This window comes from Mesorhizobium sp. C089B (assembly GCF_030323125.1).
GTDB lineage: Bacteria > Pseudomonadota > Alphaproteobacteria > Rhizobiales > Rhizobiaceae > Mesorhizobium.
This window is the reverse complement of the sequence record NZ_CP100469.1, coordinates 2,182,719-2,194,480: the sequence shown is the minus strand read 5'-3', so window position 1 is coordinate 2,194,480 and position 11,762 is coordinate 2,182,719. Positions and strand designations below refer to the sequence as shown.

Here is an 11,762-nt window from a genome sequence, read left to right as displayed (position 1 = left end):
CGCTGCACACTTTGGGCGACATGCATTCAATAAACAGGCGGCGAAACCACCCAGATGACCACGGCCGGCTCGCTGCCGGGATTGCGCCAGCGGTACGGCTTGCGCTCGAAGCGGAAAGAATCGCCTTCGCCGAGCCGGTGCCAGACGCCGGCTATCTCGATCTCGAAAATGCCAGAGGCGATGTAGCCGGCTTCCTCGGTCGGCCGCAGCTGCTCGCTCTTCATCTCGGCGCCCGGCGCGAAGATCGAACGCACCATCTCGAAACTACCGCCGAGATCGGGCGACAGAAGCTCCTCCACTAGGCCGGATTCGCTTGTGCCAAGCGTGCGCCGGCTGCCGGCGCGCACGATGACGCCGCGCTCCTTCTCGATAGGCACGTCGTGGCTGAAGAACAGGCTGAGCGGCACGCCGAATAAATCGGCGAAGGCCCTGAGGTCGCCGAGCGAAGGAATCGACAGGCCGCGCTCGACCTGGCTGACCCAGCCGACAGAGCGGCCAAGCTTCAGCGCGATCTCAGCCAGCGTCAGCCCACGCGCCTTGCGCAGCGCACGGATGTCGCTCGCCAGCAGGCGCTCGTCAGGTCCCTGCAATGTTTTGGGGATAGCTGGGGGCAAAACGCTCACTTGATGAAAAACTGGAAATGAATTTCATGAGAGCTCATGTCCGTGAAAAAATCAAGCGAATTTTCATGGACACACAAGATTTGCTTGCGCGATTTTGGCGGTTCATGCAAAGGCTCTGGCACGAGCGGCGGGTGTGGGAATGCGGGTCGGCGACCAAGGATTGAAATCTGCGCAAGGTCTTCTCCGATAGCCGGTTCGGCTTTCGAAGTGTGCGCAAAGGGACGGCCCATGCTGGAAAAAAACGGCCTGGCAGCGCATAACGCGGCTGTTGTCGACGAGGCGATCATCTCGCGCCGTTCAGTGCGCGCCTTCCTGCCCGACATGGTCGATGACGAGACGATCCGAGCCATTCTTGGCGTCGCCGCGCGCGCGCCTTCGGGCACCAATATGCAGCCCTGGCGGGTCTATGTTGTCAAGGGCGAGGTCAAGCAGCAGATCACCGATGCCATCCTGAATTCCGGTATCCGGGCCGAAAAGGCCGATTGGGACGAGTATCGCTATTACCCCACCCAGTTCTTCGAGCCGTATCTCACCCGCCGCCGCGCCAACGGTTTCGGGCTCTATGGGGCACTCGGCATCGGCCGCCGCGAGGTCGACAAGATGCGCGCCCAGCACGACCGCAACTTCGTCTTCTTCGACGCGCCGGTCGGCATGATCTTCACCATAGACCGGCGGCTGAACCAGGGCTCGTGGATCGACTACGGAATGTTCCTGCAGAACATCATGGTGGCCGCGCGAGGCAGGGGCCTGCACACCTGCCCGCAGGCCGCCTTCGCGCCCTATCACCGGCAGATCCGGCCGGTGCTCAACATCCCCGATGAGGAGATCGTCGTCTGCGGCATGGCGCTCGGCCTCGAGGATACGTCGAAACCCGAAAACGACTTCCGCACCGACCGCGTGCCGCTGGAAGAGTGGGTGACATTCAGCGGCTAGGACTCGGCTACCGGGGCCTCATTCCACGTTCATCTGCGCGCCGTGGCCGCTGACATGGGCGCCGTCCTGCGGTGTCAGTCTGAGATAGGCGATCAGCGCGCACAACGTGATGACGCCCTCGACCACGAACAGGATGCGGAAATCGTTGGTCACCGCCGGCCTGCCGCCAGCCAGGAATGACAACAGCGCCGCCGCCAGGCCGACGCTGATCGCCACCCCCAACTGCCACAGTATGTAGTAGAGCGCGCTGAAGCGGGCGAGCTGGTCGGGCGCGATGTCGGAATAGGCGAGGTTGCCGGTCGAAGCCCACTGCGCCGAGCGCAGAACGCCGAAGGCAAAGATATAGACGAGCACGATCCAGACCGGCGTTGTCGCCTCAATCGAGGCGAAGCCCGCTACCATGGCAGCAACGATCGGCGTGTTGACGACCAGCACGCGGCGAAAGCCGAAACGGTTGAGCAGGCGCGGCATGAACACACGCATGATCAGCGAGCCGATTGCGGCGACGAAAGTCAGCGATCCCGCCTGCACCGCGCTCATGCCGAAGCCGAGCTGGAACATCAGCGGCAAAAGGAAAACGACCGAGCTCAGGCCGATCGTGTCCAGCCCACCACCGGTGAGGAAGGAGATGCGAAAGGTGCGGATGCGCAGGAGTTTCAGGTCAAGCAAGGGGTTGCGGGCGCGCAGGCAGTAGAAGGAAGCAAGCGTCAGGATGACGATCGCCAGCGTCAGCTCGGCCGCGATCATGCTGCCGGCGGCGTCTTTGGCCGCAAGCGAATCCATGCCGAAGACCAGCAGGACCATGCCGCTGCCGACCAGCAGGAAGCCCGGGAAATCGAACGGCGTGCGCACCGGTTTGGTAACAGTCGGAAACAGCGAGGCGGCAAGAACGGCCGCCGCCAGCGCGAACGGCACGTTGATGAAGAAGATCCAGCGCCAGGAGATATAAGTCGTCAGCGCGCCGCCGACCAGCGGGCCGACCAGCGGTCCGGACTGGCCGGCCAGCGAAATATACATGTTGATCTTCAGCGTGCGGCTGCGCGGGAAGGTCGACAGGATGACGACCTGGCCGAGCGTCCCCATCAAGGCGCCGCCGAAGCCTTGCAGCGCGCGGGCGCCGACCAGCGTCCAGATGTCGTTGGACAATCCGCACAGCGCCGATGACGCGGCGAACACCAGCAAGGCGAAGCAATAAACGTTGCGCAAGCCGAAGCGGTCGGCCGCCCAGCCGCCGAGCGGCATCGAGATGATCAGGCTGGCGACATAGACGGTGATCAACAGGCCGAGCTGGCTCGGCGGCCGGCCGAGGCTGTCGCTGATACCGGGCAGGGCGGTGACCACGACATTCTGGTCGAGGCTGGTCATGAACACGCCGCAGGCGACCGTCAGCGGCAGCAGGAGCAAGGCTCTGGCCGACACATCGGCGCGATCCGTGGCGCCGGCGGATAGTTCTGCGGTCATGGGGATGTTCGAACCAAACGACGATGCCGACTCTGAGACGGGATTCTTTCAAACCCCTTGGACCGGTTGGGCGGCCACGTTTCCCACCATGGGCTTCTACTGCAGGATTTTCTAGCTGCAGAACCGGCTGCCCTTGATGCCAGAAGCAGAGTGAAACGGCTACACGGCAGCGCTATCTACTGAACCTCGTAGCCGACCTCCTCGCTGGCATGGCAGAGCGCCTTCCAGAACGAGCGGGCGAAGGAGCGGAAGACATAGATGTCGAACTGGTCGGCGCCGGTGCGCTGGATCTGCGCAAAGACGTCGTGATGGGTGGTCGAACGGCCGGAGCCTATGGGGAAGGCGGGCAGCGCAAAGTCGATGGCGAAGAATTTCGCCAGCACCCATTCGGCCTTAGGGCCGGCGATGCGGATTGCGGTGCGGCCATGCGACAGGTCGGTGATCGTGCCGATTGCCGGGGTTACGTCCCCGGCAAAACGCGCCGCCAGGCCCTCGGCATCGTCGACGACCGTGAATTTTCCAGGCGCGAAACCGAACGCGGCCTTGCCGTCCTTGGCAACGCCGCCGCCGGCGCCATCGGGCAAATCTAGGCCGGTGACCTTGCGGATCGCTTCGATCAGCTGCTTTTCCGCGCCCGGCCATGCGGCCAGCTGCAGAATCGAGCCTGGCCTGATTTCGGTCAGAATGACATCGACGCCATGCTCGAAGTTGCCGTGCGAACCCGGATGGAACACCGGCTCGAGCGGCGAGAGCCGCTCGGGTGGCTGGCGTTCACGTGATTGGCGCTCAGCCATGCATGCGGCTCCCGTCCGGGTCGTAGAAATGGTTGGAGACGATTTCGACCGGCCCGAACCGCTTGCGCAGCGGATCGGAGACGAATGCCCGGGTGCCATGGCGCGCCTTGCCGCCCTCGACCAAAGCCAGCGCGATGTGCTTGCCCAGCGCCGGCGAGTAGCAGCAGGCGGTGATATGGCCGATGGAGTCGTGCGGATTGGCTTCGTCCAGTTCCTCGACGAGGTGGGCTCCGCCATTGAACGGCCGATTGTCGAGCGAGACCAGACCGACCAGCTGCAGCCGCTCGGGCGCGATCAGGCCTTCGCGGTCCATCATCGCCGAGCCGATGAACGGCTTCTTCTTCGACAGCATCCAGTCGAGATGCAGGTCGCGCGCCGTGGTGCGGCCGTCGATCTCCGCGCCGGTGACATGGCCCTTTTCGATGCGCATCGTGCCCAACGCCTCCAGCCCGTAGGTGACCAGGCCGAACGGCTTGCCGGCTTCGATAAGGGCTTCCCAGACATGGGTGCCGTAGCCGGCGCCGCAATAGACCTCGAAGGCCATTTCTCCGGAGAAGGACAGCCGGCAAATCATCACCGGCACGCCTGATATCTCGCCGCGCACGATGCCCATGAAGGGCAGGGCTGTGTTGTCGACCCCAGTGCCGGTGACACAGGCGGCGAGGATGGCCCGCGCCTTCGGCCCGCCGATGGCCGCGCCCGCCCATTCGTCGGTTGCCGAGGTGACATGCACTTTGAGTTCCGGCCAGATGACGTCGAGGAAATATTCCAGATGCTGCATCACCTTGCCGGCGTTGGCCGTGGTGGTCGTCATCAGGAAATCCTGTTCGCCAAGCCGCCATGTGGTGCCGTCGTCGAAGGCCAGCCCATCCTCGCGCAGCATCAGGCCGTAGCGGGCCTTGCCGACGGGGAGGGTAGAAAACATGTTGGTGTAGACGCGGTCGAGGAATTCACCGGCATCCGGTCCCTGCACGGCGATCTTGCCCAGCGTCGAGACGTCGACAATGCCGGCACTTTCGCGCGTCGCCCTGGCTTCACGGACATAGGCCTGCTCGACCGTCTCGCCGGCAAGGCCGTAGATCATTGGTCGATACCAGAGGCCAGCGGAATACATCGTCGCGCCATTGGCGAGGTGCCAGTCATGCATCGGCGTCAGCCGCTCGGGTTTCAGATCGCCGAAGCGCTCGGCCGCGAGCGAGCCGATGGAGACCGCCGAATAGGGCGGGCGGAAGCGGGTCGTGCCGACTTCGGGGATCGGTTTGCCCAGCGCCTCGGCCATGATGGCGAGACCCGGCACGTTGGAATTCTTGCCCTGGTCCGTCGCCATGCCGAGCGTGGTGTAGCGCTTCAGGTGCTCGACCGAGACGAAGCCTTCGCGATGCGCCAGCCGCACGTCCTCGGCGGTGACATCATGCTGGAAGTCGACGAAGCTTTTGCCTTTCGCCTTGATCTCGAACACCGGGGCCGGATCTGGGTTTCCCGGGGCTGCTTCGACATCCGGCAAGGCTGCCGGCGCAGCCGCTCCGCCCGCTGCGGACAGGCCGGCTGCGCGGCCCTCAGTGATCGCTTCGATGGTCGAGAAGCTGCCGTTGAAAGCACCCGCACCAATCCATTGCTGATTTGGCCAGCGCTGTTGCGTTTGCTTTGGCGGCAGGAAGGCCTGGCGGGCAGGATTCCACTCGGCTATCGCGCCAGCCTGGCTGGCGAGGTGGATAGTCGGCGACCAGCCGCCCGACATCAGCAGGCTATCGGCGTGGATGCTGCGGGCGTCACCGCTGAGCGCGCCCGAGGTCATGTCGAAGCGCTGCACCTTGAGGCCGGAGAGCGCCTTGCCGCCTTCGGTGGCGACCACGGCATGGCCGGAGAGGATTTCGGCTTCGGCCTCGGTGGCGAGGCTGCGCATTTCGGCCGAAAGCTCGGGGCGCACATCGACGATGGCGACAATAGCCGCCCCGGCCTTCCTCAGCGCCAGCGCCGAGCGATAGGCGCTGTCATTGTTGGTGAACAGCGCGATCCTGTCGCCGGGCAGCACGCCATAATCGTTAGCATAGCGCTCGGCGGCATGCGCCAGCATGACGCCCGGCCGGTCATTGCCGGGGAACACAAGCGGCCGCTCGAAAGAGCCGGTGGCCAGCACCACCGTCTTGGCGCGGATCGCCCAGTAGCGATGGCGCGGCTCGCCCTTGCCGGGCGTTTCCTTGTGGTCGGTGACGCGCTCGAGCGCGGCTAGCGTGTTGCCGTCGTAATAGCCCCACACCGTGGTGCGCGGCAGCAGGCGGACCGTGTCATGGCCTTCGAGCTGGCTGACGGCGCGCGCCGCCCAGTCGGCGGCCGGCGCGCCGTCGATGGCCTCGCCGGACCAGTTGGCCGAGCCGCCGAAACGCGGCTCGAGTTCGGCCAGGATGACGCGCGCGCCCTGGTCGGCAGCGGCCTTGGCGGCTGACAGGCCGGCCGGGCCGGAGCCGACCACCAGCACGTCGCAAAACGCGTTCATGCGCTCGTAGCGCGAGGTGTCGGCGGCAATACCGGCGCGGCCCAGGCCGGCGGCGCGGCGGATGAAATGCTCGCAGAACATCCAGAAGCGGGTGCCTTTCAGGGGGCCGAAGACAGGGCCCATGAAGGTCTTGTAGTAGAAGCCGGCGGCCAGGATCTTGCCGCCGAGCTGGTTGACGGCGTTGATGTCCCAGGCGAGCGAGGGAAAGCGGTTCTGGCTGACGGCCACCAGCCCGTCATAGATCTCGACCATGGTTGCGGCGATGTTGGGCTCGCGCACTTCGCCGCGCAGCACCGTCACCAGCGCGTTCGGTTCCTCGACGCCGGCCGAGAGCAGGCCGCGCGGGCGGTGGTATTTGAACGAGCGGCCGAAAAGCGTGACGCCGTTGGCAAGCAGCGCCGAGGCCAGCGTGTCGCCGCCATGGCCGGTGTAAGGCGTGCCGTCGAAGGTGAAGCGGATGGTGCGCATGCGGTCGACGCGGCCGCCGGTCTCGGTGCGGCGCGGGCTCACGACTTGCCTCCGGCCTTGTGCCGGGCGGCGGCATTGTGGTCGCCGCGGGCGAAACCGGTGCTGGAAATCTCATGCGTGACCGTGTTGCGCACCATCCTCAGATGGGTGCGGCAGCCGCCCGAATGCTGCCAGATCTCATTGTGGTCGCCGGCCGGGTTCAGCCGATCGTAGACATAGGCGTTCCAGGCGTCGAGGTCCTGCGAGTTGGGCTGCGGGCGCTCGCGGTTGCCGTCGCCCTGATAGGTGAACTCGATGACGTCGCGCGGGCCGCAATAGGGACAAGTGATAAGCATTTGTTTGAACCCTAATGCAGCCGGGGCGTTGCGCCCTGGCCCTTGTCGTCGATCACCAGGCCGCGATAAAAACGGTCGAGCGTGAACGGCGCGTTGAACGCGTGCGGTTCGTCCTTGGCGATGGTGTATGCGAAGCACCAGCCCGAGGCCGGCGTGGCCTTGAAGCCCCCATAGCACCAGCCGCAGTTGAGATACATGCCGGGCAGCGGGCCGGTGGTGATGATCGGCGAACCGTCCATCGACATGTCGCAGACGCCGCCCCAGGAGCGCAGCATGCGTACACGCGCAAGGCCGGGAAACAGCGCCAGCATCTCGCTCATCACCTCATCGACGATGGGCAGGTTGCCGCGCTGAGCGTAGCTGTTGTAGCCGTCGATGTCACCGCCGTAGACGAGGCCGCCCTTGTCGGACTGCGACATGTAGAAATGACCCATGCCGAAGGTCAGCACCGTGTCGACGAAAGGTTTCAGCGATTCGGTGACGAAGGCCTGCAGCACATGGCTCTCGATCGGCATCCTGTCGATGCCGGCAAGCTGCATCACCCGTCCGGTGCTGCCGGCAACGGCCACGGCGACTTTCTTGCCGCGGATCTCTCCGCGCGTCGTCTGCACGCCGGTGATGCGGTCGCCGTCGCGCAGGAAGCCGGTGACCTCGCAATTCTCGACGATGTCGACGCCGCGGCGGTCGGCGCCGCGGGCATAGCCCCAGGCCACCGCATCGTGACGGGCGGTGCCGGCGCGCGGCTGCATCAGGCCGCCGACGATCGGAAAGCGCGCTGAGGCCGACATGTCCAGCGCCGGGATCAGGCGCGCGATCTCGGCGGTGCTCATCAGCTCGGCATCGACGCCGAGATGGCGCATGGCGTTGCCGCGCCTGGCCAAGTCGTCGAACTGGGCCGGCGTGTGAGCCAGGTTCAGGCAGCCGCGCTGCGAGAACATGACGTTGTAGTTGAGGTCGTGCGACAGGTTCTCCCACATCTTCATCGAATGTTCGTAGAAGCGGGTGTTGGACGGCAAAAGGTAGTTGGAGCGCACCGCCGTGGTGTTACGGCCGACATTGCCGGAACCCAGCCAGCCCTTTTCCAGCACCGCGACATTGGTGATGCCGTGCTCCTTGGCCAGATAGTACGCCGTCGACAGGCCGTGGCCGCCGCCACCGATGATGATGACGTCATAGGAAGCCTTGGGGTCGGGCTTGCGCCAGGCCGGTTTCCAGTCCTTGTTTCCCTTGAGCGCGTTCGTGAGAAGCGAAAGGGCTGAATATTCCGCCATTCTTCATGTCATCCCTAGAGCATGATGCCGAAAAGTGTGAAGCGGTTTTCGGACGACATCATGCTCTATATCTTTGATTTTTAGAGCCGGATGATTTCAGGTCCAACAGACCTGAAGCCATCCGGCTCGGGTGCGATGCGGCAGACTATAGAGCAGGCGGCGTGCGCAAAGCCAAGATTGCGCCATGGCTTTTCGACTGGCCGACTCCCGCAAGGCGCCCAACTGTCATGACTTCGCCACTACTTGCCCCACGGGATGAGCGTCTCTATCAAGGACCGCTTTAGAGGCGGCCTTTGCCGCCCTTTGAGTCGCCACCATTATGTTTTTTCGCTTCTTTCGCCTGATCCTGGTCCTAGCGCTCGTTGCCTTGGCGCCGCATTCGTTCGGCGCCATGGCGCAGGGGCTGGGCCAGGCGCCTGCCGGGCTGGTCGCCGACCAGCAGAAAATCCTGCAGGGTTTGGCGACGAAGACCGACGCTCTGGAGAAGAAAGTCCAGGAGGACGGCGTCGACGACACCACCCTTGTCGAGATCCGCCTGCAGCTGGAAGAGCTGTCGCGCGCTGCGCTGAACAGCGCGCTGGCGTTCCGGTCCCGGCTGGGGGAGATCAATTCGAGGCTTGAGCAGCTTGGTGCGCCCCCGGCTGCCGGACAGCCGCCTGAACCGGATATCGTTACCGGCGAGCGCCAGGCGCTGGCGTCGGAAAAGGCGGAGATCAACGCCGTCATCGCCGGGGCGCAGAACCTGTCGATTCGCATCAATTCGCTGATCGAGAAGATCGGTAATATGCGCAGCGAGCTGTTTCGCAGCGGCCTAACCAAGCGCTATGTGCTGTCCGATGCACTGAGCCCGCAGGTGTTTTCCGACGCAAGGGACGAATACGCCAATTTTTACAGGGCGGTGTCGTCGTGGCTGAGCTTTGCCTTCAAGTTCAAGTTCCAGGCGATGCTCGCGGCGACCCTCATGGCGCTTGCGTTGGCCGTGGTGCTTCTGGTCGGTGGGCGCCGCCTGTTTGGGCGCATCTTCGAGCCCGACGCGTCGGTTGAAGATCCGACGTATCTCAGTCGCCTGTCGGTGGCGTTCTGGTCGACCTTGCTGCCGACGCTGGCGGTCAGCGCCTTCCTCGCCTCGACGGTGTTCCTGTACAACTACTACAATGTGCTGCGCGGCGACATAGGCGTGTTCCTCAACGCTCTGGCAGCCGTCATCGCCATAGTGTTCTGTGTCAACCGCCTGACCAATGCGGCTCTGTCGCCCAGCATGCCGAACTGGCGTCTGATCCAGGTCGAGACCGGCCCGGCGCGTTGGCTGGTGCGGCTGACGACGGCCATGGCAGTCGTCATCGGCATCAACAATTTCCTGTCGATCGTCAACGACAAGATGGGCTCGCCTCTGTCGCTGACGGTGGCCAGGAGTTTTGTCGCCACCGTGATCGTCGGGGTCATCCTGATCCTGATGGCGCTGCTGAAGCCTTACAAGGACGTCGCTGGGCGCTGGCGCCGCTGGCCGGCCTGGCTGCGCTACACCTGTGTCGCGCTCGGCCTGTTCACGATTGCGGCGGCGCTGTTCGGCTATATCGGTCTTGCCATCTTCGTCTCGTTGCAGGTCGTGGTCACTGGTACCATCCTGCTCACCGCCTATATCGGCTTCCTGTCGGCGCGCGAGATCGGCGAGGAGGGTGGTTTCGCCGGCACGTCCATCGGGCGCTGGCTGAAGACCAATTCCAGCTATGAGGACACCGCGCTCGACCAACTCGGCCTCGTCGTCAGCGTCGCCATCAACCTGATGATCGTGCTGGTGTTCCTGCCGCTGATCCTGTTGATGTGGGGCTTCCAGCCCGGCGATATCCAGGCCTGGGGCTATAAATTGGCGACAGGCGTCACCGTCGGTTCGGTGACGATTTCGGTCACCGGCATCCTCACCGGCATCGTCGTCTTCATCATCGGCTATTTCCTGACCCGCTGGTTCCAGGGCTGGCTCGACGGCTCGGTTATGGCTCGCGGCAAGGTCGATACCGGCGTGCGCAACTCGATCCGGCTGGCGGTCGGCTATGCCGGCGTCGCGCTCGCCGGCCTGGTCGGCATCTCGGCGGCGGGCATCGATCTTTCCAATTTGGCGCTCGTTGCCGGCGCACTCTCGCTGGGTATCGGCTTTGGCCTGCAGAATGTCGTGTCCAACTTCGTGTCGGGCCTGATCCTTCTCGCCGAGCGGCCGTTCAAGGTCGGCGACTGGATCGTCGCCGGCGACACATCAGGCACGGTCAAGAAGATCAGCGTGCGCGCCACCGAAATCGAGACCTTCCAGCGGCAATCGGTGATCCTGCCCAATTCGAACCTCATCAACAACGCCGTCGGCAACTGGACGCACCGCAACAAGCTCGGACGTGTGGAGATCAAGGTCGGGGTCGCCTATGGCAGCGACGTCAAGCGGGTACACGCGGTCCTGCTTGAGATTGCGCGCGGCCATGCGCTGGTGCTGAAGAACCCGGAACCCTTCGTGCTGTTCACCAATTTCGGGCCGGCAGCACTCGAGTTCGAGATCCGCGTGTTCCTGGCCGATGTGCTGAACGGCGCCATCGTTCAGAACGATATCCGCTTTGCCGTTCTCGATGCTTTTGACGCCGAGCACATAGAAATCCCCTCGACGCCGCGCGCCGAGGTCAAGGTCAAGCAGACCGACGCATGGCCGATCGACGACGACAAGATCGAAGTCGAGTTCGCCGAGAAGGAGCAGGCGGAGGCCAGAGCCGCCACCGAGGCGAAGCGGCTGGCCAAAACTGGTCGCAAGGCCCGCAAACCCGATCCCAGCTAGGCCCCAAGCTCCTCCCAAACCGATTGCGGCATGAATGCGGCATTCAGTTGCGGTTCAGCTTGCATCTCATATAAGCTCACATGCAAAGGCGAGAATGCCTTGCGAAATGCAACAGAGGCGGTGTGGAAACACCGATATTGCAAAATGTGGAAGTCGCTCGTCGTCGCCATCGCTCTTACCGCAGCGAGTGGCTCGGCCTTTGCCGCCAGCGCGGTCAACAAGGATGCTGAGACCCGTACGCTGATCGTGACGGAAGGCGGCGGCAAGACGGAGTTGGCGCTGGCCGCTGGCGAAACCGTGGAATTCTGCCCGAACGGCTGTTTTGTCACCTTGCCCAATGGTGACCTCGAGGCCCTGACCGGCTCGGAAACGGTCGAAATCTCGGGTGGCGTTGCCCGCATCAAGTAAAGTCGGCAGGCAGATGTAGTAGAGGCCGGGCAATGCCCGGCCTTTTATTGTTCGCGGTAGCGATTGCTTAACAATGACGCGGGAAATATCGTGGCGCCTACCGGCTGCAACCGTGCGTTTTAACGTTCAATACGCCGTTCCGCCGCTATACCGGTGCGAAGACGCC

9 protein-coding genes are annotated in these 11,762 nt (G+C 64.0%); 3 read left to right on the top strand and 6 right to left on the bottom strand.

Features of this window, described 5'->3' with window-relative positions:
* Positions 1–26: 26 nt before the first annotated feature.
* The gene (locus NLY44_RS11130; RefSeq protein WP_081732301.1) at positions 27–590 is read right to left on the bottom strand and encodes a helix-turn-helix domain-containing protein; all 564 of its coding nucleotides are present in this window, start codon (positions 588–590) and stop codon (positions 27–29) included.
* Between the two features lie 261 nt (positions 591–851).
* Here NLY44_RS11130 and NLY44_RS11125 point away from each other — a divergent pair, with 261 nt between their 5' ends.
* Positions 852–1,556 carry a nitroreductase gene (locus tag NLY44_RS11125; protein ID WP_023670762.1) on the top strand — a complete coding sequence of 235 codons (705 nt, stop codon included), beginning with the start codon at positions 852–854 and terminating at the stop codon, positions 1,554–1,556.
* 18 nt (positions 1,557–1,574) lie between these two features.
* Here the strand turns inward: NLY44_RS11125 and NLY44_RS11120 are convergent, their stop codons facing one another.
* The 5 genes from NLY44_RS11120 to NLY44_RS11100 form a co-directional block, all read right to left on the bottom strand.
* Complete coding sequence (locus NLY44_RS11120) at positions 1,575–3,017, bottom strand: MFS transporter (RefSeq protein ID WP_023805478.1); 1,443 nt, start codon at positions 3,015–3,017, stop codon at positions 1,575–1,577.
* Positions 3,018–3,193: 176 nt separating this feature from the next.
* Positions 3,194–3,811 carry a sarcosine oxidase subunit gamma gene (locus tag NLY44_RS11115; protein ID WP_023805476.1) on the bottom strand — a complete coding sequence of 206 codons (618 nt, stop codon included), beginning with the start codon at positions 3,809–3,811 and terminating at the stop codon, positions 3,194–3,196.
* Positions 3,804–6,815 carry a sarcosine oxidase subunit alpha gene (locus NLY44_RS11110; protein ID WP_023805475.1) on the bottom strand — a complete coding sequence of 1,004 codons (3,012 nt, stop codon included), beginning with the start codon at positions 6,813–6,815 and terminating at the stop codon, positions 3,804–3,806. The genes NLY44_RS11115 and NLY44_RS11110 overlap by 8 nt, the downstream gene beginning before the upstream one ends.
* Positions 6,812–7,108, bottom strand: coding sequence for a sarcosine oxidase subunit delta (locus NLY44_RS11105; protein ID WP_023670367.1), 297 nt, complete (start codon positions 7,106–7,108; stop codon positions 6,812–6,814). Before NLY44_RS11105 ends, NLY44_RS11110 begins: the two co-directional genes overlap by 4 nt.
* Before the next feature lie 11 nt (positions 7,109–7,119).
* Positions 7,120–8,379: a sarcosine oxidase subunit beta family protein gene (locus tag NLY44_RS11100; protein WP_023805474.1), complete on the bottom strand. Its 1,260-nt coding sequence runs from the start codon at positions 8,377–8,379 to the stop codon at positions 7,120–7,122.
* A gap of 319 nt (positions 8,380–8,698) precedes the next feature.
* On the opposite strand from NLY44_RS11100, the gene NLY44_RS11095 reads away from it, so the two are divergent.
* Both NLY44_RS11095 and NLY44_RS11090 read left to right on the top strand, forming a co-directional pair.
* Positions 8,699–11,188 carry a mechanosensitive ion channel family protein gene (locus NLY44_RS11095; protein WP_023805473.1) on the top strand — a complete coding sequence of 830 codons (2,490 nt, stop codon included), beginning with the start codon at positions 8,699–8,701 and terminating at the stop codon, positions 11,186–11,188.
* Positions 11,189–11,332: 144 nt separating this feature from the next.
* A complete protein-coding gene (locus tag NLY44_RS11090) occupies positions 11,333–11,596 on the top strand; it encodes a hypothetical protein (protein ID WP_023670370.1) in 264 nt (87 codons plus the stop codon).
* Positions 11,597–11,762 lie beyond the last annotated feature (166 nt).

Bases quoted from the DNA above. Each gene is read 5' to 3' on its own strand.
- NLY44_RS11095 (WP_023805473.1), top strand. From the start codon at position 8,699: ATGTTTTTTCGCTTCTTTCGCCTGATCCTGGTCCTAGCGCTCGTTGCC.
- NLY44_RS11090 (WP_023670370.1), top strand. From the start codon at position 11,333: ATGTGGAAGTCGCTCGTCGTCGCCATCGCTCTTACCGCAGCGAGTGGC.
- NLY44_RS11125 (WP_023670762.1), top strand. From the start codon at position 852: ATGCTGGAAAAAAACGGCCTGGCAGCGCATAACGCGGCTGTTGTCGAC.
- NLY44_RS11100 (WP_023805474.1), bottom strand. From the start codon at position 8,379: ATGGCGGAATATTCAGCCCTTTCGCTTCTCACGAACGCGCTCAAGGGA.
- NLY44_RS11105 (WP_023670367.1), bottom strand. From the start codon at position 7,108: ATGCTTATCACTTGTCCCTATTGCGGCCCGCGCGACGTCATCGAGTTC.
- NLY44_RS11120 (WP_023805478.1), bottom strand. From the start codon at position 3,017: ATGACCGCAGAACTATCCGCCGGCGCCACGGATCGCGCCGATGTGTCG.
- NLY44_RS11115 (WP_023805476.1), bottom strand. From the start codon at position 3,811: ATGGCTGAGCGCCAATCACGTGAACGCCAGCCACCCGAGCGGCTCTCG.